Source organism: Streptomyces sp. NPDC008086, from assembly GCF_042957325.1.
Lineage (GTDB): Bacteria > Actinomycetota > Actinomycetes > Streptomycetales > Streptomycetaceae > Streptomyces.
This window is the reverse complement of record NZ_JBIBIA010000003.1, coordinates 87,178-110,710: the sequence shown is the minus strand read 5'-3', so window position 1 is coordinate 110,710 and position 23,533 is coordinate 87,178. Positions and strand designations below refer to the sequence as shown.

At 71.9% G+C, this 23,533-nt stretch carries 21 protein-coding genes and 1 pseudogene; 8 read left to right on the top strand and 14 right to left on the bottom strand.

Annotated features, from left to right (window positions below):
- Positions 1 to 463 precede the first annotated feature (463 nt).
- The 3 genes from ACFZBP_RS10720 to ACFZBP_RS10710 form a co-directional block, all read right to left on the bottom strand.
- The gene (locus ACFZBP_RS10720) at positions 464 to 766 is read right to left on the bottom strand and encodes a hypothetical protein (protein ID WP_391412985.1); all 303 of its coding nucleotides are present in this window, start codon (positions 764 to 766) and stop codon (positions 464 to 466) included.
- A gap of 83 nt (positions 767 to 849) precedes the next feature.
- The gene (locus ACFZBP_RS10715; RefSeq protein ID WP_391412983.1) at positions 850 to 1,419 is read right to left on the bottom strand and encodes a sigma-70 family RNA polymerase sigma factor; all 570 of its coding nucleotides are present in this window, start codon (positions 1,417 to 1,419) and stop codon (positions 850 to 852) included.
- Positions 1,420 to 1,433: 14 nt separating this feature from the next.
- Positions 1,434 to 2,993: a sodium:solute symporter gene (locus tag ACFZBP_RS10710; RefSeq protein ID WP_391411825.1), complete on the bottom strand. Its 1,560-nt coding sequence runs from the start codon at positions 2,991 to 2,993 to the stop codon at positions 1,434 to 1,436.
- Between the two features lie 164 nt (positions 2,994 to 3,157).
- Here ACFZBP_RS10710 and ACFZBP_RS10705 point away from each other — a divergent pair, with 164 nt between their 5' ends.
- The 3 genes from ACFZBP_RS10705 (at position 3,158) to ACFZBP_RS10695 (ending at position 5,844) form a co-directional block, all read left to right on the top strand.
- Entirely contained in the window at positions 3,158 to 3,379 is a 222-nt protein-coding gene (locus ACFZBP_RS10705) for a DUF3311 domain-containing protein (RefSeq protein ID WP_383443963.1), read from the top strand.
- 102 nt (positions 3,380 to 3,481) lie between these two features.
- The gene (locus tag ACFZBP_RS10700; protein WP_391411822.1) at positions 3,482 to 5,659 is read left to right on the top strand and encodes a carbon starvation CstA family protein; all 2,178 of its coding nucleotides are present in this window, start codon (positions 3,482 to 3,484) and stop codon (positions 5,657 to 5,659) included.
- Complete coding sequence (locus ACFZBP_RS10695) at positions 5,656 to 5,844, top strand: CstA-like transporter-associated (seleno)protein (protein ID WP_391411819.1); 189 nt, start codon at positions 5,656 to 5,658, stop codon at positions 5,842 to 5,844. The genes ACFZBP_RS10700 and ACFZBP_RS10695 overlap by 4 nt, the downstream gene beginning before the upstream one ends.
- A 291-nt stretch (positions 5,845 to 6,135) precedes the next feature.
- On the opposite strand, the gene ACFZBP_RS10690 is transcribed toward ACFZBP_RS10695, so the two are convergent.
- Entirely contained in the window at positions 6,136 to 6,723 is a 588-nt protein-coding gene (locus ACFZBP_RS10690) for a GNAT family N-acetyltransferase (protein ID WP_391411817.1), read from the bottom strand.
- 337 nt (positions 6,724 to 7,060) lie between these two features.
- Between ACFZBP_RS10690 and ACFZBP_RS10685 the strand changes: the two genes are divergently transcribed.
- The 4 genes from ACFZBP_RS10685 (at position 7,061) to ACFZBP_RS10670 (ending at position 10,074) form a co-directional block, all read left to right on the top strand.
- Positions 7,061 to 7,486 (top strand): hypothetical protein, encoded by a 426-nt coding sequence (locus ACFZBP_RS10685; protein ID WP_391411815.1) that lies wholly within the window; start codon positions 7,061 to 7,063, stop codon positions 7,484 to 7,486.
- Positions 7,487 to 7,592: 106 nt separating this feature from the next.
- A complete protein-coding gene (locus ACFZBP_RS10680) occupies positions 7,593 to 9,209 on the top strand; it encodes a WXG100 family type VII secretion target (RefSeq protein ID WP_391411813.1) in 1,617 nt (538 codons plus the stop codon).
- A 17-nt stretch (positions 9,210 to 9,226) separates the two neighbouring features.
- Positions 9,227 to 9,667, top strand: coding sequence for a protease inhibitor I42 family protein (locus tag ACFZBP_RS10675; protein ID WP_383443982.1), 441 nt, complete (start codon positions 9,227 to 9,229; stop codon positions 9,665 to 9,667).
- Positions 9,668 to 9,684: 17 nt separating this feature from the next.
- Positions 9,685 to 10,074 (top strand): hypothetical protein, encoded by a 390-nt coding sequence (locus ACFZBP_RS10670; protein ID WP_391411810.1) that lies wholly within the window; start codon positions 9,685 to 9,687, stop codon positions 10,072 to 10,074.
- Positions 10,075 to 10,280: 206 nt separating this feature from the next.
- On the opposite strand, the gene ACFZBP_RS10665 is transcribed toward ACFZBP_RS10670, so the two are convergent.
- Positions 10,281 to 10,592 (bottom strand): hypothetical protein, encoded by a 312-nt coding sequence (locus ACFZBP_RS10665; RefSeq protein WP_391411807.1) that lies wholly within the window; start codon positions 10,590 to 10,592, stop codon positions 10,281 to 10,283.
- A gap of 21 nt (positions 10,593 to 10,613) precedes the next feature.
- Here ACFZBP_RS10665 and ACFZBP_RS10660 point away from each other — a divergent pair, with 21 nt between their 5' ends.
- Positions 10,614 to 11,768 (top strand): RodZ domain-containing protein, encoded by a 1,155-nt coding sequence (locus tag ACFZBP_RS10660; RefSeq protein WP_391411805.1) that lies wholly within the window; start codon positions 10,614 to 10,616, stop codon positions 11,766 to 11,768.
- Here ACFZBP_RS10660 and ACFZBP_RS10655 read toward each other — a convergent pair.
- From ACFZBP_RS10655 to ACFZBP_RS10615, 9 genes and pseudogenes are all read right to left on the bottom strand, one after another.
- Positions 11,765 to 11,913, bottom strand: a pseudogene (locus ACFZBP_RS10655) (IS481 family transposase); the annotation flags it as partial. The gene ACFZBP_RS10660 and the pseudogene ACFZBP_RS10655 sit on opposite strands and share 4 nt — an antisense overlap.
- A gap of 101 nt (positions 11,914 to 12,014) precedes the next feature.
- A complete protein-coding gene (locus ACFZBP_RS10650) occupies positions 12,015 to 12,386 on the bottom strand; it encodes a hypothetical protein (protein WP_391411803.1) in 372 nt (123 codons plus the stop codon).
- A 78-nt stretch (positions 12,387 to 12,464) separates the two neighbouring features.
- Complete coding sequence (locus tag ACFZBP_RS10645; protein ID WP_391411801.1) at positions 12,465 to 14,084, bottom strand: amino acid adenylation domain-containing protein; 1,620 nt, start codon at positions 14,082 to 14,084, stop codon at positions 12,465 to 12,467.
- 169 nt (positions 14,085 to 14,253) lie between these two features.
- Positions 14,254 to 14,943, bottom strand: a complete 690-nt coding sequence (locus tag ACFZBP_RS10640) for an alpha/beta fold hydrolase (RefSeq protein ID WP_391411799.1) — start codon at positions 14,941 to 14,943, stop codon at positions 14,254 to 14,256.
- Positions 14,940 to 16,238 (bottom strand): condensation domain-containing protein, encoded by a 1,299-nt coding sequence (locus ACFZBP_RS10635; RefSeq protein ID WP_391411797.1) that lies wholly within the window; start codon positions 16,236 to 16,238, stop codon positions 14,940 to 14,942. Before ACFZBP_RS10635 ends, ACFZBP_RS10640 begins: the two co-directional genes overlap by 4 nt.
- Complete coding sequence (locus ACFZBP_RS10630; RefSeq protein WP_383460922.1) at positions 16,231 to 17,526, bottom strand: MFS transporter; 1,296 nt, start codon at positions 17,524 to 17,526, stop codon at positions 16,231 to 16,233. Before ACFZBP_RS10630 ends, ACFZBP_RS10635 begins: the two co-directional genes overlap by 8 nt.
- A complete protein-coding gene (locus ACFZBP_RS10625) occupies positions 17,523 to 19,334 on the bottom strand; it encodes a condensation domain-containing protein (RefSeq protein ID WP_391411795.1) in 1,812 nt (603 codons plus the stop codon). Before ACFZBP_RS10625 ends, ACFZBP_RS10630 begins: the two co-directional genes overlap by 4 nt.
- Positions 19,331 to 20,452, bottom strand: a complete 1,122-nt coding sequence (locus ACFZBP_RS10620) for a MupA/Atu3671 family FMN-dependent luciferase-like monooxygenase (RefSeq protein ID WP_391411793.1) — start codon at positions 20,450 to 20,452, stop codon at positions 19,331 to 19,333. The genes ACFZBP_RS10625 and ACFZBP_RS10620 overlap by 4 nt, the downstream gene beginning before the upstream one ends.
- Positions 20,449 to 23,475 carry a beta-ketoacyl synthase N-terminal-like domain-containing protein gene (locus ACFZBP_RS10615; protein WP_391411791.1) on the bottom strand — a complete coding sequence of 1,009 codons (3,027 nt, stop codon included), beginning with the start codon at positions 23,473 to 23,475 and terminating at the stop codon, positions 20,449 to 20,451. The genes ACFZBP_RS10620 and ACFZBP_RS10615 overlap by 4 nt, the downstream gene beginning before the upstream one ends.
- Positions 23,476 to 23,533 lie beyond the last annotated feature (58 nt).

The window sequence follows — 23,533 nt, the reverse complement described above, 5'->3', positions numbered from 1 at the left end:
GGGCAGCCGGGTGGTGATCGCGGAGTATCACCCTTCGCAGTCCAGGCGACCTACCTGGTGGTGATCAAAGGGAGGCTGACGGAATGCGAGCGCACCCTGCGCATCGTGGAACCGCTCTCGGACTCCAGGGACCCGGCCGCGGCCAAGCGGGTGGGCACTGATGGACGGCGGCGCGGCAGAGGTGCCTGACGCGCCGCAGGACCGGATCCGCCAGGCGACTGAGCCTGCGGCCTTGACGTAGGGCGCGCACGGCATACATGCGCCCGGGCGCGGCGGCGACTTCGCGTATCTCATCGAGTAGCACGTGTACCGCGGTCCGGATGGCCTGCCATCCCTTACGTCTCCTCCGCCGATGAGCTGACGATGACGGACGGGACGCGCCGACCAGCGGCGAGGCGTGATCGCGGGCGACCCGGCGATGCCCTCGTTTCCCGGGAGTTCCGGAGCGGGACACGCGCGAACCTCACCCCGGAAGGACCCTCACACCGTCGACGGCGACCGCTGGTCCGGCCCCCGAGAAGATGACGCCGGGGTCGGACGGGGTCTGGTTGAGGACCCACAGGCCGATCAATGTGGCCAAGGTGAACACGACGGCGATCAGGACGGTGAGGACGAGTCGGCGACGGCGTTCGCGGCGCAGCCATTCGCCGCGGGCGGTGCGGTAGGCGTCGGGCGCGGCCTGTACGCCCTGGGCCAGTGCCTCCAGGGCCTCGCGCAGTTCCCGCTCCGTCCGTGCCTCCGCCGCGGTGCCGTCGCCGTCGGCCACACCGTCAGGTGGCCCGCCGCGGTCGGCTTCGACGCGTTCCGTCTCAGGGCGTTCGTTCTCGGTGCGGCCGCGACCGGTGTTGTTCATCGCCGGGCCTCCATTGCCTGGCTCAGGGCGGCGATGCCGCGCGCGGTGTGTGTCTTGACCGAACCGCAGGAGATGCCCATGGCGGCGGCGATCTCGCTCTCCTTCAGCCCGAGCCAGTGCCGCAGCACGAGCGCCTCGCGCTGCCGGGCGGGCAGCTGCTGCAGCGCGTCGATCAGTACACGCTGGTCGTCGTGGAGAAGGGCGGTGTTCTCGGCGGAGGTGACCAGTTCCTCGGGTGGGGTCTCCGCATGTCTGCGGGCCACTTGGAGGTGACGTATGCGCATCCGGGTCAGATTGCAGACGGTGGAGCGCAGATACGCCTCCGCCGCCTCGGTCTCCCGCAGCCGTCGCCACTTGCGGTAGATCTGGTAGTACGCCTCGGCCACCACGTTCTCGGGATCGTCCGCGCCGAGCAGCGCGGCCAGGCGCAGCATGGAGGCGTAGTGCTGCTCGAACAGGCGGGCCAGGGCGGCTTCGCGTTCCCGTTCGGCGGGGTCGCTCACCGCGGGGGTGAGGGGATCGGCCGGGGAGGCGGGCGGCGGCACGGGCGGCAGCGTGAGGGGGATGTCCGGTCTGCGTCTCACGGGTTGTTCGCTCCCGTCTCGCGGTGCCGCCTGACGGCCAGGCGGGTCGGTAGGTCGGTGAGGTCGGCGCCGCGGGGGATGCCGAGGCGTTCCAGGGCCAGGGTCCCGAACAGGGCGACGGCCAGATTGAGCAGGAGGGCGACGAGACCGGCGTAGATCTCCAGCGGCGGGCCGCCGAGGCCGACCGGCACGATGGACGAGAAGCCCTCCCGCACCACCAGGACGGTTCCCGCCGTCATGCCGACCGCCCATCCGGCCAGCAGCGCCCGCGGGTGCAGCCGTCCGGTGTACAGCCCGACGGCCACGGCGGGGAAGATCTGCAGGATCCAGACGCCGCCGAGCAGTTGGAGGTTGATCGCGTCCTGGTCGCGCAGTCCGAACACGAACGCGACCGCCCCCACCTTCGCGGTCAGCGACACCGCCTTGGCGATGCGCACCTGCCGTTTGGGTGTGGCGGTGGGGTGGACGTACTCGACGTACACGTTCCGTACGAAACTGGTGGCGGCGGCGATGGACATCACGGCGGCCGGGACCAGCGCCCCCACGGTGATCGCGGCGAACACCAACCCGGCCAGCGGGGCCGGCATCAGCCGGTCGACCAGCATCGGTACGGCGGCCTCGGCGCCGCCCTCGGGTGCCTTCACGCCCACCGCGAGCGCGGCGACACCGAGGAAGCCGAAGAGCGCGAGCAGCCCCGTCCAGGCGGGCAGTGCCACGGAGACCTTGCGCAGGGTGCGCGGCCCGTCGGCGGCGAACCCGGCGGTGAGGACATGGGGGTACATCAGCAGGGCCAGCGCGGAGCCGAGGGCGAGTGTGGCGTAGGCGGGCTGCTGGGCGGGGGACAGCTGCGCCGAGTGCGCCGCGTCCGCCCCGCCGAGCCGCCGGGCGGCGCCGTCGAAGACCGGCCCCGGCCCGCCGAGCCGGTCGAGGACCAGCCAGCACACGGCCGTGAGCGAGACGAACACGGCCACCGCCTTGAGTACGGCGATGACGGTGGGCGCCCGCAGACCGTGCCGGTACGTCGCCATCGCGAGCCCCGCGAAGAGCCCCACCATCATCAGGTCACCGCCCGCGCCGCGCGGATACATGCCCCCCGCCGTCAGCACGGCGCGGATGCCGAGCAGCTGCAGCGCCAGGTACGGCATCGTCGCGAGGATCCCGGTCAGCGCGACCACCAGAGCCAGCGGCGGCGAGCCGTAGCGCCCGCGCACGAAGTCGGCGGCGGTGATGTAGCCGTGCCGACGGGCCACCGTCCACAGCCGGCTCAGCAGCACGAACGCCAGCGGGCAGACGATCACCGTGTAGGGCACCGCGAAGAAGGCGGGCGCGCCGTTGCCGTAGGCCAGTCCCGGGACCGCGGTGAAGGTGTACGCGGTGAAGATCGTGCCGCCGAGCAGGAACCAGGTCCACACGGGGCCCAGGCTCCGGTCGGCCAGCGCCCAGCCCTCCAGGGAGGGCAGCCGGTCGCTGGGGCGCAGACGGCGTGCGGTGACGGCGAGCAGCGACGCTCCGCCGATCACGGCGAGGAACGTCGCGGTCATGGCGCTGTCGGCCATGCGTCACCGTCCTTGGTGTTCCTGGATCTCACCGGTTGGTTGCGCGGACGGCCGGTTCGGTTGACGCGACTCCGGCGGAAATCTTCTGGAAATCGGCTGTCAACCACTTCCGGCGGGCGGGCAACTCTTGCACAGACCCAGCGAGCGGGAGAGGAGCACAGGTCATGGCACGGACCGGTCATCACCGGCTACGGCGCGTCGCCGCGGCCGTACTGCTCCTCGCGCCCGCGGCGGGCCTGCTGTGGGTCCCCTGGTACGCCGGGGCGAGCCCACGACTCGCCGGTACGCCGTTCTTCTACTGGTACCAGCTCGCCTGGGTGCCGGGCTCCGGCCTGTGCCTGCTCGCCGCGTACGCGCTGACCAGGCACGAACACCGTGATCCCTGATCCCTGATCCCTGATCCGGTCGACCGGGAGCCCCACGCCCGTCGCGGTCGCTGATCCTTCCTGCACGTCCCGTCACCATCACCCCAGAGGTGAGGAGCCGCCATGCCTTCGTCAGCCATGCCCGAATCCGGTCTCCCCGCGCCACAGGAACCGCCCTCCACGCGATCCTCCACACCCCGGCGCTCCCCGCGTTCGATCCTGCTGTGGACCTGCGTGGCACTGCTGGGCGCCGTCGCCTGGGGCGTCGTCGCACTGGCCCGTGGGGAGAAGATCTCCGCGGTCTGGCTGGTGATGGCCGCGCTCGGCTCGTACGCCATCGCCTACCGCTTCTACTCCCGCTTCATAGCCCGCCGCGTGCTCCAGCCGGACGACCGCAGGGCCACCCCCGCCGAACGTCTCGAGGACGGCGTCGACTTCCAGCCGACCGACCGACGGGTACTGCTCGGCCACCACTTCGCCGCGATCGCCGGCGCCGGGCCCCTGGTCGGACCGGTGCTGGCGGCCCAGATGGGATACCTGCCCGGCACCCTGTGGATCGTCGCCGGGGTGATCTTCGCCGGAGCGGTACAGGACATGGTCGTGCTGTTCCTGTCGATGCGGCGCGACGGCAAGTCGCTGGGACAGATGGCCCGCGACGAGATCGGCCGGGCCGGCGGGGCCGCGGCCCTGATCGCCGTCTTCGCCATCATGATCATCCTGCTGGGCGTGCTGGCACTGGTCGTCGTCAACGCGCTCGCCCACTCCCCGTGGGGCACCTTCTCGGTCGCGATGACCATCCCCATCGCCCTGTTCATGGGTCTGTGGATGCACCGCGTCCGGCCGGGCCGGGTCGTCGAGACCAGCCTGATCGGAGTGGCGCTGCTGCTGCTCGCGATCGCCGGCGGCAGCTGGGTCCAGAACTCCTCACTGGCCGACACCTTCACCCTCAGCCCGGCGACCCTGGTCTTCTGCCTGATCGGATACGGCTTCGTAGCCTCCGTCCTGCCGGTGTGGATGCTGCTCGCACCGCGCGACTACCTGTCCACCTTCATGAAGATCGGCACCATCGCGCTGCTCGCCGTCGGCGTCGTGTTCGCCGCCCCCACGCTGCAGGCGGACGCGGTCAGCAAGTTCGCGGCTTCGGGCGCCGGCCCCGTCTTCGCCGGCTCCCTCTTCCCGTTCCTGTTCATCACCATCGCCTGCGGCGCGCTGTCCGGGTTCCACGCCCTGGTCGCCTCCGGAACCACCCCGAAGCTGATCCAGAAGGAGTCCCAGGTCCGGATGATCGGCTACGGCGCCATGCTCATGGAGTCGTTCGTCGCGATCATGGCGCTGATCGCGGCGGCCACCCTCGAGCCCGGCCTGTACTACGCCATGAACGCCCCGGCGGGACTTCTCGGTACGACGGCCGAGTCGGCGTCCCACGCGGTGGCGGGCCTCGGCTTCACCATCACGCCCGACCAGCTCACGCAGGCTGCGAAGGCCGTGGAGGAGCAGACCCTGATCGCCCGCTCCGGCGGTGCGCCCACCCTGGCGGTCGGCATGTCGGAGATCTTCTCCGGGATCTTCGGCGGCGCCGCGATGAAGGCCTTCTGGTACCACTTCGCGATCATGTTCGAGGCGCTGTTTATCCTGACGACGGTCGACGCGGGGACGCGGGTCGGACGGTTCATGCTGCAGGACATGCTCGGCAACGTCTGGAAGCCCCTCGGCCGGGTCAACTGGAAGCCCGGCATCTGGCTGTGCAGCGGCCTCGTCGTCGCCGCCTGGGGCTACTTCCTCCACACCGGCGCCACCGACCCGCTCGGCGGGATCAACCAGCTCTTCCCGCTCTTCGGCATCGCCAACCAACTGCTCGCCGCCATCGCCCTCACCGTCTGCACCACCGTCCTCATCAAGTCCGGGCGGCTGCGCTGGGCCTGGGTCACCGGCGTCCCCCTGGCCTGGGTCACCGCGATCACCTTCACCGCCGGCTGGCAGAAGATCTTCTCCACCGACCCGAAGATCGGCTTCTTCGCCCAACGGGCCCACTACGCCGACGCCCTGGACGCCGGCCAGATCCTCGCCCCCGCCAAGACCACCGCCGACATGCACACCGTGATCACCAACTCCACCGTCGACGGCGTCCTCATCGCCCTCTTCCTGCTGCTGGTCGCCGTCGTCATCGGCAACGCGGCCGTGGTCTGCGTACGGGCCGTACGGTCCCCCACCCCACTGCCCCACACGGAGTCCCCGTACGTCGAGTCCCGTATCGACGTACCCGGCCGACCCGCCGAACCTCTGGTCGGGGCCCGCCCATGAGCCCCTGGCGCTGGATGCGCGCCGTGCGCTGGTACCTGCGCGAGCTGACCGGCGAGGCCGAATACGACCGCTACTGCGAGCGGCACCGACGCCACCACCCGCTCGCCCCGGTACCGACCCGCCGCGAATACCAGGTACTGCGCACCCTGCACCAGGAGACCCGCTCGCACAGCCGCTGCTGTTGAGCACAGCCGGGCACCCGGGGATCGCGTGACTCCCCGGGTGTCGAGAGAATTTCCGGCTGGACATCCCGGAGAACCGTCGTCACCGCGACGGCCGCCGCGGAGCTGACGGTCACGGCGGCTGAGGCCGCACGGGCCGCCACCACGGATGCCGGTACGGTCCGGTCGTCGTGTCCCCGTGCCGCCGCACAGCAGGCCGACGGCGCCATGCCGGCCCAGCGACGAGGCGGTCGCGGCCGGTGGTGCCGAAAGGCGTTCGTCCGCGCGAGCCCTGCGCGCTGCCGCACCCACGCATCAACTGTCGGTCGAATGGCCCGACTCGAGCCTCGCTGGCTGCCACTCCCGCCTGATCAGCCCGTAGACCCACGAGTCGGAGACCTCCCCGTTGACGACGCAGTTCTCTCGCAAGGTCCCTTCCCTCAGGAAGCCGAGCTTCTCCAGCACGCGGGCGGATGCCACGTTGCGCGTATCGGCCTCAGCCTGGACGCGATTGAGGTCCAGCGTGTCGAATGCCCACCGCAGCAATGCGCGCGCGGCCTCGGTCGCGTAGCCGTGGCCCCACGCGGCATCGTCGAAGCAGTAGCCCAGCGAGGCGCTGCGGAAGTCCGGGTTCCACGAGTCCAGGGTGCACCAGCCGATGAACGCCCCGTCGGAGACACGATCCACGGCCAGCCGAGTCCCGGTGCCGTGCTTCTCCATCTCTCGGCAACGGGCGATGAACCTCTCGGCACGCTCGCGTTCGGTCCACGGTGGACTGTCCCAGTAGCGCAGCACGTGGGCGCTGCTGTGCAGTGCGAAGAGGTCGTTGGTGTCCGCGTCTTCGAAGGCGCGCAGTCGAAGGCGGGAGGTGTGCAACGAGGGGGCGGGCAGCGGCGTCCTCATGTTCCTTCCCCTGATCGGTGGCCGAAATATCAGACCTCCGATGGGGGGCACTCGCAACGGGTTTTCCCGGCGGTCTGGCAGAACGGCGTGTCCGCTGGGCTGAGCAGGCTGGTTGTTGCGGCCCGCCGGAGGTGCTGCGGCCGTAACAGGGGGAACAGCCCCCGCTCTCGTTGTACCGGTCGCCAAGTCGCCACCCGACGTGCGTCCCGGTGCTCGCCACTCGGCCGTGGTCCTCAACCCGCTGTTGTACGCGGGGGCGAGCGACGAAGGTCGTTGCGTTCATGCCACGGTCCCCTGCTACATTGCGCCCTCAAGATCATGAAAACGGGGGCCGGAAATGACCGTGCAAGGGCACGCCGGGGGCTATCGCCTCCAGACGAGCGCGATGGACAGCGAGGCGCAGACACTCGACACGGCGGGGGACGACGTCGGTGTCATAGCCAGGGCGGTCAAGGACACCGCCTGCTACACCTCGGACGTCCTCGGCGGCTCCGACGCTGGCCCCGCCTACAACAACTTCGCCGGTGACTGGCAGGCCGAGGCCAAGGTCCTGGAGAGCGCCCTGCACGAACTGGCCGACAAGGTGCGGGTGTCCAAGGCGAACTACCAAGGCGCCGAGCACGCCACCATCCGGGGCATGAGCGCGGCCGGCGGCGACGGCGTGACGACGATGCCCGCGCCCGCGGAAGCTGGTCCCACGCCGGGCCACCGCACCATGCCCGCGCCCGGCACACCGCCGCGCGGCCTGTCCGACTTCGACTGAGCGCCCCTCGCACCGCGTACGAGTCCGCACATACCGCGTGCGGGTCGTTACGTACCGCGTCCGAGTCCACACTCCTGCCCTCACCACGACAGAAGGCCGCACCGTCATGCCCGACGCAGGCGAATCCACCACCGACCGCCGCCAGAAACTCGCCGAGTACCACGACTCCATCTCCTCGGCCGACAGCAAGAACGACCTCATCGGGGCCATCAACAACGCCCTGGGCGTCTCGGTGCCGGTCGGTGAACCCGGGATCCTCGAGGGTCTCGCCAAGACCTACCGCAAACAGATCGACGACGTCGCCGACGTGCACCGGCGGGTGCGGAAGGTCGCGAGCGAGGGCCTGCCCGACGCCTGGGTGGGCAGCACCGGGGCGCGGGCGTCCGAGGTGGTGATGGCGGCGGCGCGCTCCGCCGAGCAGATGGAGCAGGCGTTCAGCGGCGCGGCCAACGCCCTGTTCCGCCTGGCCGACGCGCTGACCAACGCCAAGGCCCAGGACAAGGGCGGCCGCGAACAGCTGCGCGAGGCACTCGGCATGCTCGGCGGTGAGGACGGCTTCTTCGACGACATGGTGGAGAAGGACGCCGAGGAGGCGGAGCGGCTGCGGGCCCGCAGCATCGCGGCCGCGGGCGCCAAGACGATGCACACCGCCGCGGAGGTGGCTGACGACGCGGCGCGGGCCGCGGCGCGCGACCTCAACAAGCTGGCGTCCGAGGCCCGGGCGGGCCAGATGCAGACCGACAACATCTCCGCGGCCGACCGCCTCGTGCTCGCCGACATCGCGAGCCCCGGCGGCCCGGCGGAGATGAACGAGCTGCTGACCGCGAACGACCTGGAGCGCTCGGGCCGCGCGATGGAACGCCTCAACGCCCGCGAGGAGGCCGAGTTCGAGCGGATGCTCGCCGAGGCGAAGACCCCGCAGGAACGGGCGTACCTCGTGAAGGCACTGGCCGCCGGGTACGACGTCAAGGAGGTCGGCGAGTTCCGCGACAAGATCCACGGCAAGGACCCGGCCTGGCTGCAGCGGCACCTGACGCCGGTCACCACGGCCGAGGACAGCATGAAGGACGAGGGAATCAACACCAGCGGTCCCAACGAGGGTTCCAACCACAACACGGACCAGCAGACGTTCAACGGCGAGAGGTGGTCGCAGGAAGGCAACACCTGCGTACCGTCGACCGTCGTCACCGGGCGCGCCATGGTCGATCCGGTGTACGCCCTCGAACTCACCGGCGGCCCGTCCGGGCAGGAGGACGACCCCGGCGCCTTCCGGGAGCGGCTGCGCGACGAGCAGCTGCGGATGCACGACGAGGGCGACGGCAACGACGCGTACGACTTCCCCTTCGGTTCGACACCCGACGGCATGGACAACGACGGCAAGACCGAGATCTCCAACAAGGAGATCAGCCCGCACACGGGCGGCGAGTACGAGTTCCAGGAGGTCAGGAGCGCGGACGACCGCCGGGACGCGCTGCCCGACATCGAGCGGGCCGTCGCCGAGGGCAGACCGGTGCCGATCGGCGTCGAGGGCGAGGACGAGAACGGCGACCGGGTCGGCCACTCCATGATGATCATCGGTCAGGAGGGCGACATGCTGCAGGTCTACAACCCCTGGGGAACGACGACATGGGTCAGCGAGGACGACTTCGTCAACGGCAACATGGGCAAGGCCTCCGACAAGGACCTGCCCGACGCCTACGGCGTCCACCTGCCCGCCCAGTGACCGGAAGGCCGATCCCCGTGAAGCCCAGCCACCGCCTCTCCACCGCCCTGGCCCTGCCGCTGACGGCCGTGATGCTGTCCGGGTGCGGCCTCTTCGGCCCCGAGACGTTCGAGGCCGACGAGCACTCCATCGAAGTGGACGCGGGCGACACCTTCGAGCTGACGCTCCCGGCCAACCCCTCGATGGGCCAGGACTGGAGCATCGTGGACCCCGGTCCCGACCGTGCCACGGTGCGTCAGGAGGGCCGCCGGGAGGATGACTTCGGCGGCGACAGCGGCGCGGACGGGGGTGGTGACGGTACGCAGACCTTCACCTTCGAGGCCGTTGCCGCGGGCACCGCGAAGATCAAAATGAGCTACTGCGTCCTGGGCGTCTGCCCCGACGGCGACGCCCGCACCGCGACGGGCAGCCCCGGCAACGACCCGGCGTACTTCATCTACACGGTCACCGTGCGATGACCGGACCGGAGGCAGCGATGAACCCCAGCAGGACCGACGAGGAGTCAGCGCAGACCGATGTCGCCATGCTCCTGCGCTACGGCATCGGCGCCCAGGGCCCCCGCCGCACCGCTCTCTTCGGCGACGGAGCCGTGGGCGCCGCGGTCACACTCGACCGTCTCGGAGTCCAGCCCCGCTCGGTGGCGTTCCTCGGCAGAACCGTCCGCAGCGGCGGCACCGCCTACACCGCCCGGCTGCCGGAGCTACTGCCCGAGCCGACCGCCTCGGACCTGGTGCGCGGCTGGCTGGACGCGGTCGCGCCCGTGGCCGGGCCCGTGGAGGGCGACGAGATCGTGGCCCGCTGGCTGGAGGCGGTCGCCGAACTCATCGGGCTGCGCCGCACGACCCGAGAGCGTGCCGCCCGCTGAGCTCAGTTCCCGAGAACAGCTGGCCAAAAGAGGGCTTGGGAGTGAAGGGGACAGTGACCCCGGGCCTCACCTATTGCCTGCGAGGATGATCGTCCGGCTGAAGCCCCGCAGAGCCTTCCGCAGCGTAGGCGACCGTCCTCCGCCGGTGACTGTCGGCATCCGGGCCTCAGGCACCGGACACCTGCGATCTCGTCCCGATCTGAGTTCTAGTCCCCCAGATTTTCTGGCGGCACGGTCGCTGTCACCGCTGCGGGCAGCCGGCCGTTCAGGATGTCCTGCCGTGGCAGTGACAGACCGAAGTGCTGCTGCAGGGCGGTCAGGGTCGCATGCAACGAGTCGAACTCCTCGCTCACGTCATCACTGAGGAGTCCGGCTTGTTCGAACGCCGGGAGCAGGAAGGCCAAGCGCTCGTCTGGGCTGTCGCCGATGTCGAAGCGGCCGACGGTTTGGCCGTCGTGGTAGTACCAGCACTCCCTGGGCGGGTCGTCCGGCTTCGGGGTGAGGTGCAGGACCGTCAAGGACCAATGGCGGAAGGGGAGGTGAGGTCTCTCGGGGCAGCCCTGGCCGAGGCACTCCAAGCTGTCCACGCCTGCGGGCTCGTACACCGGGATCTGAAACCGGGCAACATCATCATGGCCGACGACGGCCCACGCGTCCTCGACTTCGGCATCGCGCGGGCCGTGGAGTCCACCCGGCTGACCGCCACCGGGGCGGCCTTCGGTACTCCCGGATACCTCGCGCCCGAGCAGGCGCAGGGCGCCGAAGTCGGCGGTGCCGCCGATGTGTTCGCGCTCGGGGCCGTGCTCGTCGCGGCGGCCGGAGGCAGCGCGTTCGGTACGGGCACGCCCTTTGGGCTGATGTACCGGTCGGTGCACGAGCCCGCGGATGTCTCGGCGGTGCCGGGGAAGTTGCGGGCGCTGGTCGCCGCCTGCTTGGCCATGGATCCGGCCGACCGCCCCACGCCCGAGGCGCTCCTGGGCTCGTTCGTGCCGGCACCGGCACCGGCACCGGCACCGGCACCGGCACCGGCCCCGAACCCCGCCCCGGACTCGGCTCCGAACCCTGCCCCGGACTCGGCCCCGAACCCCGCCCCGGACTCGGCCCCGAACCCCGCCCCGCACACACTCGTGCTCACCACCCCAGACCGGCCGCGCGTCGCGCCCCCGGGCGCTGTCGTGCCTCCTGCCGATCCCGGCCGCGTCGACGAGCTTCTCCGACCCGCCCCGGCCGGACCCGCGCGCACGCCCCGCGTGATCACCCTGCTGATCGTCGCGGCGGCCGTGACGAGCGCGCTCGTGGGCGGCGTCCTCGCCCTCACGCGACAAGGGGACGACAACAATAGAAGCGGGCCCTCCGCCACCGCCTCGGATTCCCGGCGGCCCACTTCGCAAGCTTCCGCTCCGCCGTCCACGCCCGCGTCGTCCCGGGTGGGCGCAGTCCCCAAGGACCGGGTCACCGTCGCGGTGACCGCCAAGAGCGGGCAGAGCTGGATCTCGGCGACGGACCACGACGGCCAACTGCTGTACGACGGACTGCTGGGCAACGGCGAGACCAAGAACTTCACGGACGAGATCCAGATCACCCTCGTCCTCGGTGATGCCTCCTCCGTCCAACTCGTCGTCAACGGCAAAAGGGTCCTCAACGACTTCCGGCCCGGCCAGGTCGAACGGCTCACCTACAGCAGAAGCGACTAGATGTATTGACCCGCAGCGTCGTTGACGCGGCTGATGGCGGGTGGCTGCCGAGCGCGGTGTGGCAGTGGTGGTGGTTGCAGGTGTGGAGGAGGTCCGCCAGGGACTCGGGCCGCTCGGTGTTCGAGGAGCGGGTCCGCTGGTAGGCGCCCTTCGCGTCAGGCACCCGGCTGCCGCAGGCCTGCAGGGGCATGACAGGCCGGAGGAGGAGTCATCCGCGGGCCCGGTTGACCGCGGAGGCCACTGCCCTCAACCGGGCCAGTTCCGCGTCGTCGGCGATGCCGGTGCCGTGGTGGACCGTTCCGCGGCACGCTGGACACGGCGGCCGAACTCCACCCGCATCGTGCGCGGCAGGTCCGGTCCGTACGCGGTGTTGAGCACATGCGCCACCCCGCCCTTCCCGGACCGGCTGTTGACCCGCACGACGGACTCGTACGTCCGGCCCACGTCCTTCGGATCGATGGGCAGGTAAGGGACGTCCCAGGGCACCGCGCTGGCAGGCGTACCCGCTTCGGTGGCACGGCGCCCGATCGCGGCCAGGCCCTTGGCTATGGCGTCCTGGTGCGTGCCGGAAAAGGCCGTGTGGACGAGGTCGCCGACGTACGGGTGACGGGGCGGCACCGGAAGCTGGTCGGCGAACTCAACCGTGCGGCGGATCCCAGCGATGTCCGAGAGAGGGGCGACGGCGTTGAGGTCATGTCATGTCTCCCTGGAATCCAGGTCTCGGCCGGCCGGCCTCGTCGAGTGCGGTCCGGCCGCGAAAGCGGTGCGGTCCACCTTGCCGTTGGCATTGAGCGGCAGTTTCTGCAGATGCGTGAACCGCCGCGGAATCATGTAGACGGGCAGCCGGGCGCGCAGGAACGCGGTGAGATCGCTCTGCGAGATCGCCTCCCCCGTGTAATACGCCACCAACTCGGCGTCGCTCTCGTGCTCCTGCACCACCGCGACCGCGTCACGCACCGCGGGGTGCCGGGCCAGGGCCGCGTCGACCTCGCCCAGCTCGATGCGGTGGCCGCGCAGTTTGACCTGGTGGTCGAGACGGCCCAGGTGGACCAGGGCGCCGTTCTCCCGCCGCACCCGGTCGCCGGTTCGGTACCAGAGGTCCCGGGTCAGCGGCGCCGTGCCGTCGTGGACCACCGCCGCCCGCCCCGGGCTCCACTCCACGAAACGGCCCACGTCGTCGGCCGGGTCGAGGTAGCCGTCGAAGCGCTGGACGCCCCGGACGCACAACTCGCCCGTCTCGGCGGGCTCACCCTCGTCGTCGAGGATCACATGGTCCAGGTGCGGCGGCACCTCGCCGATCGGCAGGGTCCCGTTGGTGCCCGCCGCGAGCAGCGCCCCCTTCCCGCCGAGGTCCTGCCCGGAGCAGACGATCGCCACTTCGGTCGGCCCGTACAGGTTCCACAACCGTGCCCCCGGCGCCGCCGCGGCCCACTGTTCGGCCTGTTCGGCGAGCAGCCGCTCGCCACCGAACAGGACGGCCTCCAGCGACGGCATCGAGTCCGGCGCCAGCCCTCCGGTGCGGGCGGCGATGCCGCCCACCGACGGAACGCAGAACCAGTGCGTGACCCGCTTGGCGTTCACGTACGGCGCCGGCCGTACGACGTCGTTGGGCCGGGGCACCACCAGGGCGCCGCCCCCGGCCCAGGCGGCGAAGAGTTCGAAGACCGCGACGTCGAAGGAGATCTCCACGTTCTGCGAGACCCGGGACTCGGGTGTGAAGGCGTTGTACTCGACCAGCCAACGCAGCGTCGGCACCACGCGCCCATGCCGGATCGGCACCCCTCGGGGACGCCCCGTGGAACCGGAGGTGAAGAGGATGTACGCGACGTCCTCCGGCGACACCCGCACGACGGGGGCCGGCTGCACGTCGTCCGCCACTGCGCCGGCGGCCTCGGCGTCGGCGAAGGCGACCAGGGGAGGCAGCTTCCGGCCGTCCGTCCCGTCCGCGCCCTCCGCAGCGGATAGTTCACCGGCCCTTGCCGTGGCGTACTCGTCGACCACGATCAGGTCCAGATCCGTCATGTCCGCGATGGCGCGGAGCCGGGCGGCCGGGAAGGATGGGTTGAGCGGAACGACGGCCGCGCCGAGGCGGAGCGCGGCCAGATAGCCGGTGTAGGTGGTGAGGCTGCGGGCCGCGAGCAGTCCGATCCTGGCCGGGCGGTGCGGCAACTGCCGGACCATGACGGCGGCCATCCGGGCTGCCGCGGTGTCCAGTTGCCGGTAGGTGAGCGCGGTGTCCCGCACATCCAGCGCGATGCGCTCGGGATGGCGTTCGGCGCTGGCGGCGAAAAGGTCGACGAGAGTGGCGGGTTCCATCGGACACGTCCTGTTCTTCGCGGCTTCCGGGCCGGTACGGCGAGGGACGGAGGGCAGTGGCAGCAGGATTCGGGGCGAGCTCGCACCTCGAGCACGGGGCGTCGGCTGAGTCACGGGGAGTGGGCGCGCCTCGGGCGACGGGTGTGCGCACAGGTCGCTCTCGGGGAGCTCACACCAGGTGCTCCAGCGTCTTCCACACCTCCGGCCACCGGTCCGTCACGTACATGTGGCCCCCGGCGAACTCGACGGCGTCGAAGCCCGCGGAGGTGAAGGCCTCCCAGTCCAGCCACTCCTCCTCGGGCACCAGGTGGTCCTGGTCGCCGCGGATCGCGGTGATCGGGACGGGCAGCGGATCGCGGGCGGGCGGCGTGTAATCGGCCAGCAGGTTCACGTCCGCCCTCATGACCGGCAGCAGGAAGTCCCGCAGCCGGGGGTCGGCGTACTCCGGTATGTCCCGGCACGCGATGGCCCTGGCCCGCGCCACAACCTCTTCGTCGTCACCGTCGAGCCGTTCGGCCTGCCGGTGGGAGGGGCTGACGGACCCGCTGACCACCAGGTGCCGCGGCAGCGGGCCGCCGTTGTCCACCAGGTGCCGGACGGCCTCGTAGGCGAGCAGCGCGCCGAAGCTGTGCCCGAAGACGATGAACGGCCGTCCGTCCGCGGCGGCTTCCCGGATGCGCCGCGCGGTTCCGGCGGCGGCCTCGGAGAAGTCACGGTAGAACGGCCGGCCGAACTCCCGCTCCCGGCCGGGGACCTGGATGGGCACGGCGCACAGCGTGGCGGACTCCTGAAGCTGCCAGGGGCGGTAGACGCCCGCACCCGCGCCCGCATAGGGCAGGCACATCACCGAGGTGGTCATACCGTGTTCTCCTGGCCGAGGGATTGGGCGACTGCGTCGGCGCACAGGAGGCCGAGCTGGTCGTCGAAGGCGCGCAGCAGGGCGGCCGACCGGCCCTGCCAAGGGCTGCTGAGCGGGGTCTGGGCGACACAGTGCAGGGTGCCGGCCGGCAGCTCGGTCACCTGCAGCTGGATCTCCGCGTGCCCGCCGACGGGTGGGACGGGGAGGGCGCGGATCCGCACCGGGCCAGCGGCGTGTTCCGCCCGCTCCCAGTTCTCGAAGGCGAACAGTGCCTGATAGACGGGCATCCGCCGGCCAGGCGTCGTCCGGGCGGCACGGATGATCTCGTCGCACGACAGCGTGGAACCGATGATGCTCTCGCGCAGGGACCCCCAGACCCGTTCGACGACTCCGGGCCCGGACAGTTCGGGCATGCGCACGGGCAGTGTGTTCGTCAGATAGCCGATCTCGTCGCTCTGCCCGGGCGTACGTGCGGCCACCGGCGTTCCGACGCAGAAGTCGGCGCCGCCGGTGAGTTCGGCCAGTGCCCGGCCGAGGGCCGCCAGCAGCACCGCGTACGGCGAGCAGCCGCTGTGCCGGGCGCGGGTACGCACCGCCCGCCAAGTGCCGGCCGGTAACTCGAGGCTGTCCTCCGCCAGTTCGGCCTGGGCCAGCTGCCGCTGGCTGGGGCCGGAGCCGACGGCGGAACCCGGGAGGGGCAGGTCGGCCACCCCGTCGAGCGTCGTCCGCCAGTGGGAGGCCAGTTCGGCGCGCCGGGCGGGAGCCAGGGCCGCGGGCTCCGCCCGTTCGTGGACGGGTAGCACGGGTTCCCCGCCCGTGACGGTCAGGGCGTAGGCGCGGGCCAGGTCGGCGGCGAAGATCTCCTGGGACATTCCGTCGAAGGCGATGTGATGCACCAACAGATAGACCGTGGCCCCCATGCCGTCCGGTGCCACGGCGGCCCGGAACAGCCGTCCCGCGGCAAGGTCCAGGGAGTCGTCGGCCAGCAGGGCGGCGGTCGCGTCGTGGCTGCCGGTTCCCGCGGGGAGGTACAGCGGGGGCGGGAGGTCCCGGGGAGGGAGCACCTTGCGCACCAACTCGCCCCGCTCGACGACGAAGGCGGTGCGCAACGCCTCGTGGCGGGCGGCGACCGCGCTCAGCGCCGCCCCGAGCGCACCGTGCTCGACCGGACCGTCGGCGCGGATCCGGGACAGGGCCCGGTTGGCCCGGGTCGACGGCGCGATCTGCTCGCCGACCCAGAACTGCCGTTCCAGCGCGGAGGCCCGCTGCACCCGGACCGGTGCGTCGTCACTCACGAACCATCTCCTTGTCGGTGTCCGAGGACTCCCCGGCCGGTGCCGACGGGACGTCCATGTCGCGCAGCGCGCGGCTGCGCAGCGAGACGAGCACCAGGACGATGTACGTGGCGCCGAAGCACAGGAGGGTTCCGCGCAGCCCGATGCCGTCGATCGACCAGCCGGCCACGAGGATGCCGATCGGGGCGGCGCTCATCCCGACGGCGGAGGTGAGGGCGAAGACCCGGCCGAAGACCGCTGCTGGGACCTTCTCCATCATCACCGTGGACAGCGCCGGGTTGAGCGGCCCGGCCGCGAGGCCGAGCAGGAAGGAGATCACGATGCTCAGCACCGCGCCCGGCATGCCCGTGAGGCTCAGGCGCAGGGCGCCGATGACCAGGAAGCAGCCGAGCAGGGTCCAGCGGTGGCTGGTGAGCCACCGGGCACTGGCGGGGCTGTAGCCGAACGTACCGACGACGGCGCCGCAACCGGAGGCGGCCACCAGCCAGCCCAGGTACTGGCCGCTGCCGAGCACCTGATCCGAGTAGACCGGCAGAATGACCGGGGTGAAGGCGTCGTCGAGGAAGTTGGTGACGAAGACGAACGCCGTCATGGCGCCGACCACGGGTATTCCGCGGACCACTTTGGCGCCCTCGGTGAGCTGCCGCAGGAATCCCTCCCGGCGCTGCGCTGCGGAGGCGGGAGAAGGACTGTTGGGCACCCCGACCGCGACCAGCAGGGCGGAGAGCAGGAAGGACGCGGAGTCGATGTACATGCCGGTCACGGGTCCGGACACGGCGATCAGCAGGCCGGCCAGCGGTGCGCCGACCAGCAGGCCGAGCCTGGGAGCGCCCTGCATCCAGGAGTTGGCGCTCGCCAGCCGGATCCCGCCCCGCTCCGCGAGCGGCTTGATGAGGCTCTGCCGTGCGGCACCGGTCGGCGTGGAGCCCAGGCTGCGGCCGAAGAGCAGTCCCATCAGGACGGGCAGCGGCAGGCCCACCGTGTTGTCGAGGAGCGGGACCAGTCCGATGGAGACGCCTGCGACGACATCGCTCAGCACGCTCATTCGTCTGCCGCCGATGCGGTCGATCCAGACCCCGCCGACGGCTCCCGCGAAGATCAGCGGAAGGGTGTTGGCGAAGCCGGCCAGTCCGGTGGACACGGAGCTGCCGGTGGTGTGGAGGACGTACAGCGGGACGGTGATCACCGTGATGGCGTTGCCGAACGACGACAGGTAGTGCGCCAGGAGCAGTACGAACAGCGGCCGACGCTGTGGCGCCACTTGCTCGGGTTCCGCGGCTGTGGTCATGGGGTGTCTTCCTGACTGGTGGGGGGCAGGACGTCGCGGACCGGGGCGCCGCTCACGTCGGCGAAGAGGCGCTCCAGGTGATCCTCCGAGACCCCGACCGCACCGGGGACCGCGGTGTCCGGCGGAGTGCCCGGGCGCAGCGGGTTCCCGCGAGCCAGGAGCCGTGCGGTCAGTTCGGCGAGCGTGGTGCCGGGCGCGATGTCCCGGGGGCCCGCGTCGAAACCCGCGCCGCGCAGCAGCCGGGCCAGCCGCGCGGACAGCAGCGGCGTGCCTCCGCTCGCGGCGAAGCCGTCGTCAGGTCCGGCAAGGTCCCGGTCGAGCGCCTCGCGCCAGGCGGCGGCGACGGTGTCACGGGCCCGGGCGGCGGGGCTCACGAGCGGGGTGTCCGGAGAGGTGGCGAAGAGCTCGACCAGTTGCAGCAGCCGCCGGGCGAGGCGGTCGACGGTCTCCGGCTCGAACAGAGCGGTGCGGTACTCGAACCGGCCGTAGACCAGGTCGCCGAGGTGCCACCACGCGACGGTCACGTCCATCGAGGAGATGCCCTCGGGCACGGCGTTGGCGTAGACGGTGGCGCCGGGCACCTCGTAGGAGACCGTCTCGGCCAGGTCCAGGTGGACCAGCATGGTCCGCAGCAGCGGATAGCCGTGAGCGGTCCGCTCGGGAGCGGCGGCCCGGACGATCTCACCGAACGGCGTCTCGTGATGGGCCGCGACGGCCGCGCCCGCCGCCTGGGCCGCGGCCAGGAAGTCGTTCGGGGTGGGGTTCTCGGGCAACCGGATCCGCAGCGGCACATTGGTGAGCAGGAAGCCGACCAGATCCTGCACCGCGGCCTGGCCGCGGGTCACGCTGGGCACCCCGATCAGGATGTCGCGCTCGCCGCTCTCCTCGTACAGCAGGGCCGCGTACGCCGCCGCCATGGCGTTGGCGACCGTGCTGCGGGCGGCCTTGGCGCGGCTGATGAACGCGGCGGCGGTGCCCTTGTCCAGCACGAAGTTGTGCTGACGCCCGAGCCGGTCCTCGGTCTCGACCGGGTGGTCGTACGGCAGCAGGGGAACGTCCGGTACGTCCGCGAGGTACTCGCGCCAGAACGCGCGGTGGCGTTCGCCGTGCTCGGTCTCGAAGTACGCGCGCTGCCACTGCGCGTAGTCGCCGAACTGCACGGGGAGATCCGGCAGTTGGGGCTCCCGTCCCTCCAGGCGGGCCTGGTAAATCTCCAGCAGTTCGCGGTTGAGCCGCACGTACGACCACTGGTCGGTGAAGGAGTGCGGCATGGTCTGGACGATCTGGTGGTCGCCGCCGCCGAGGTCGGCCACGCCGATGCGCAACACCGGATCCCGGGACAGGTCGAACGGGCGCCGCACCTGTTGCCGTACGAACTCCCTGCGGCGCAGCTCCTTCTCCTCGGCCGGACCTCCCGACAGGTCGGCGTAGGTGAGGTCCGCGCCGCGGTCCGGGTGCAGGCGCAGCCGTGGCTGCGCGCCGTCCACCTCGACGGTGCTGCGCAGCAGTTCGTGCCGGCGCACCACGGTGGACACGGCCTCGTCGAACGCGGCGCGGTGGAACTCCCCGACGAAGCGCAGTCCGAAGCCGAGGGTGTAGGTGACGGTGCCGGGGTAGAGCTGGTCGAGGATCCACAGGCGTTCCTGGTCCATGCCCAGCGGCGCCGTGTCGCGCTGCCCGGTCCGCGGCACGAGTGGCGGCGGCCCCTGGCGCTTGCGGGACAACCGTGCCGCCAGCGCGGCCCGTTGCTGCGGGGTGAGTCCCGCGAGCCGGGCCGTGAGGGCGGCCTTGTCGGCGGCTGCGGTCATCGGTCACGCTCCGCGGGGACACAGGAGAACAGGGCGGGCAGGGCGGCCAGCACCTCGGCGGTGGGCAGGCCGAAGTCGACCAGGAAGCCGACCTCGTCGGCGCCGGCCTCCCGCAGCTGTCCGAGGACGGCGGCCGCCTTGGCGGCCGGTCCCAGCAGGGAGGGACCGGCGAGGTAGTTGAGGTAGGCGCTCTCCAGCAGCAGCGTCTCGTCCTCGCCGGGCGCGGTGGTCTGGCTCCGGTAGGCCCTCAGATAGCCGTGCATCGCGGGGCGCAGGAAGTCCTCCAGATCGGCGCGTTGGCTGACGTAGGCGTGCACCATGACCACCACGTCGCCGTCCCCCGGGTGGCCGGCGCGGCGCCACTCCTCGCGGTAGTGGGCGATGTTCTCCCGCAGTTGCGGCATCGTCTGGCCGAGCAGCGCGGTCATCACGCCGAGCCCGGCACGGGCGGCCGAGACGAAGGTGGCGGAGTTGCCCGCCGAGGTGAGCCAGACGGGCATGTCGCGCCGTACGGGCGCGGGGCCGGTGCGGACGGCCGCGGCGCCGCCCGCGGTCGTGGGGTGGCTCACCTTCTCGCCCCGCCAGTGGGCCCGGACCTGGTCGATGATCCCCAGGGTGGTCTCGCGCCGCCGCGCGTAGTCGGTGCGGGCGAGGACGAAGTCGTCGGGATGCCAGCCGCTGGCGAAGGAGATACCGGCCCGGCCGCCGCTGAGGTTGTCGACGACGGACCAGTCCTCGGCGATGCGTGCGGGGTGGTGCAGGGGGGCGGCGACGCTGCCGGCCCGGATCTGTACCTGTTCGGTCTGCACCGCGACGGCCGCGGCGAGGACGGCCGGGTTGGGCGAGTGCCCGCCGAAGTCCACGAAGTGGCGCTCCGGCAGCCAGACGGCGTGCAGTCCCGCGGTGTCGGCCTGGCGTGCCGCGTCGAGGACGAAGCGGTAGTACTCCGGTGCGGAGACGGCGTCGGCGCTCGCGAAGAAGTACAGGCTCTGCCGCTCGGGAGCGCCGGCGGCCGCGGCCTCGGCGGGTTCGCGGGCCGTGCGGTGCTGGAGCCGGCGCCCGAGGAGCCTGCGCTGTTCGGGGGTGAGGGCGGCCAGGCGGCGGGACAGGTCGGTCACGGCACTTCCTCGATCTCGTTCAACAGCCGTATGAGTTCCTCGTCGTCGCGTTCGCCGGCCAGTTCCTCGGCCCGGCGGATGAACGCGGCCAGGTCGGAGTGCTCGTACAGGTCCCCGAGCACCAGGGCGAGGAGCAGCGCGTCGTTGATGACGTTGATGAGCTGAGCGGCCTGGAGCGAGGTGCCGCCGAGGGTGAAGAAGTTGTCCTCGGGGACGAGGGGCGCACCGCCGAAGGTGTCCTGCCAGATCTCGGTGATCACGGTGGCGATCTCGCTCGCCTCGGGGGCGGGTTGTGCGGCAGTGGCGGCCGGCCCGTCGTCTCCGGTGGGAGGGTCGGTCTCCTGGACGCCGTGCGGGGCGTCGCCCATGTCGGCGGCCGGTGTGTCGGGCGCGTCGATCCAGTGCCGGGTGTCCGCGAACGGGTAGCGCGGCAGCGGCGCGGGCCGGTCCGGGCGGGGCGGCGCGAGGTCGACGGCGCAGCCGGCCGTCCACAGCCGGGCCAGGGCGGTGTGGCGGGCGAGCGTCACGTCCTGGCCGGAGCCGCCGAGCAGTTCGACGATCCGGGGTGGTCGTGCCGTGCCCAGGGCACGGGCCGCGTGACGCACCGGGTTGGTCAGCGACCGGCTGCCGCCCACACCGACGACCACGTCGCAGGGTCCGGCGAGCAGCGTACGGACTCCGTCGGCCAGCCGTACCGTTCCGCGGAGCTGGGCCGCCCAGTAGCCGGGGTCGGTGGCTTGTTCGGGCGTCAGCTCCGTACCGGAGACGTTGGAGATCACCCTGGTGCGCGGCGCGGACAGCCGCAGCGTGCGCAGGAACTCCTCGAAACGGGCGGCGGCCTGATCCATCGAGCGGGTGTGGAAGGCGTGGGAGGTGGCCAGCCGGGTGGTGGCGAGCCCACGCTCGGCGCACCGCCGTTCGATCTCGGCGACAGTGGCGGGGTCGCCGCCGAGGACGACGGCGTCGGGGCCGTTGACACCGCACAGGTCGGCGGGGAGCCCGTCGACGATCCCGTGTGCGGCCGCCTCGTCGAGCGGCACGGCGAGCATCGCGCCGGGCGGGGCCTCACCCATCAGGGCCCCGCGCCGGACCACGGCCGCCGCTGCCTCCTCGACGTCGAACACCCCGGCGTACGCGGCGGCGGTCAGCTCGCCGATGCTGTGTCCGAGGAGAACGCCGGGTCGTACGCCCCGGCGCTCCAGCCACCACAGGTGGGCCAGGCCGACGGTGAACAGCAGCGGCTGTACGACCGCGGTGTCCAGCAGCCGGGGGTCGTCGCCGTCCCAGGTCCTGAAGTCCCGCAGGTCGGGTCCGCCCGCGCGCAGCACGGCGTCCTGCAACCGGGCGAGGTCGGCCGCGAACGCCGGGTCCAGGTCTGCCGGTGCGTCGGCCGCCGACAGCCGTACGCCCTGCCCGGGGAGCAGGACGGCCACGGTGGGCTCGGGCCGGGCGGGTGGCACGTCCGCGCCCTCCGCCACCTCCTCCAGGCTCTTTCTCACTGCCGCGTGGGCCTGCTCGGGGTCCGGGGGCAGGGCGATCGCGGCCCGGTGCGCCAGGTGGCGCCGCCCGTGCCAGAGGGTGCCGACAACGTCGCCGAGGCCGATGTCCGCTCCGGGCCCGTCCAGCCAGGTGGCGAGGTCCCGGGCGCGGTCGCGCAGGGCTTGGGGCGTCGCGGCCGTCAACACGGCCACCCGCGGCTCGTCGGAGGCTTCCGGCCCATCGGCCGCCAAGGGGCCGTCGGCGGCGGGTCCGGCGCCACCGGGGGCGAGGATCACATGCGCGTTGGTGCCGCCGAGCCCGAAGGAGCTGACGGCGGCGCGGGACGGCACCGTCCCGTTCCACGGCCGGGCCTGGCGGGGGATGAAGAACCTGGCCGCGCCCAGTTCGGCGTCCGGGCCGTCGCCGGGCTGGGCGGGGACCGGCGGCACGGTGTCGTGCTGGAGGGCCAGCACCGTCTTGATCAGCCCCACCACTCCGGCGGCGGTGTCCGTGTGGCCGACGTTCGGCTTGACCGCGCCGATCGCACAGCCTGGCGTCGCGGCGCCGTACACCTCGGCGAGCGCGGCGAGTTCGACCTGGTCGCCCAGGACCGTGCCGGTGCCGTGCGCCTCCACGTAACCGATGTCCTCGGCGGCGAGTCCGGCGACCTCCAGGGCCTCGCGGATCACCTCGGCCTGCCCGCGCGGGCTCGGCGCGGACATGGCCATCCGGTCGGCGCCGTCGTTGTTGACGGCGCTGCCCACGATGTGCGCCCGCGCGGCACGGCCGGGCTCCGGCAGATCGGCGGAGCGCCGCAGCACCACCACGCCGGCCCCGCCGGACGGAACGGTTCCGCTGCTGCCCCGGGTGAAGGCGCGACAGCGGCCGTCCGGTGCGTAGATGCCGCCCTCGGACCACCGGTACGCGGGCCGCCCGACGGGAAAGACGGTCACGCCACCCGCGATGGCGATGTCGCACTCGTAGGTCAGCAGGCTGCGCACGGCCTGGTGGACGGCGACCAGGGAGGTGGAGCACGCCGTCTGCACCGTCATGCTGGGGCCGGTGAGGCCGAGCCGGTACGACAGCGCCGTGGCCAGGTAGTCGCGGGAATTGCCGAACAGGATCTGCTCGGTGCCCTGGGCGCGCACCACGCGGTCGTCGCGCAGCACGTGCTGGTGCAGATAGTCGTCGGGTCCGCAGCCGACGAAGACACCGACCCGGCCGTCGTCCCGCTCGGTGTCGATCCCGGCGTCCTCCAGGGCCTCCCAGGTCAGTTCGGTGAGCACGCGGTGCTGGGGGTCGGTGGTCGCCGCCTGGGCGTGCGTCATGCCGAACAGTTCGGCGTCGAACCGCTCGTAGCGGTCGATCTGGCCCGCGACGAGCGGTCCGTCGGCCGCGTACGCGCGGTCCTCCCGGGCGGCGGGCAGGCAGACCCGGCCCGCGACGATGTTCGCCCAGAAGGTGCCCGGGTCCGACGCCCCGGGGACCCGCAGCGCCAGTCCGACGACGGCCACGGCGTTGTCCGGACGGTCCGACTCAGTCATGCCGGTGCTCCTTCGGGTGCGTGCGACCAGGCCGCGAACCAATGACCTGTCGAGGACG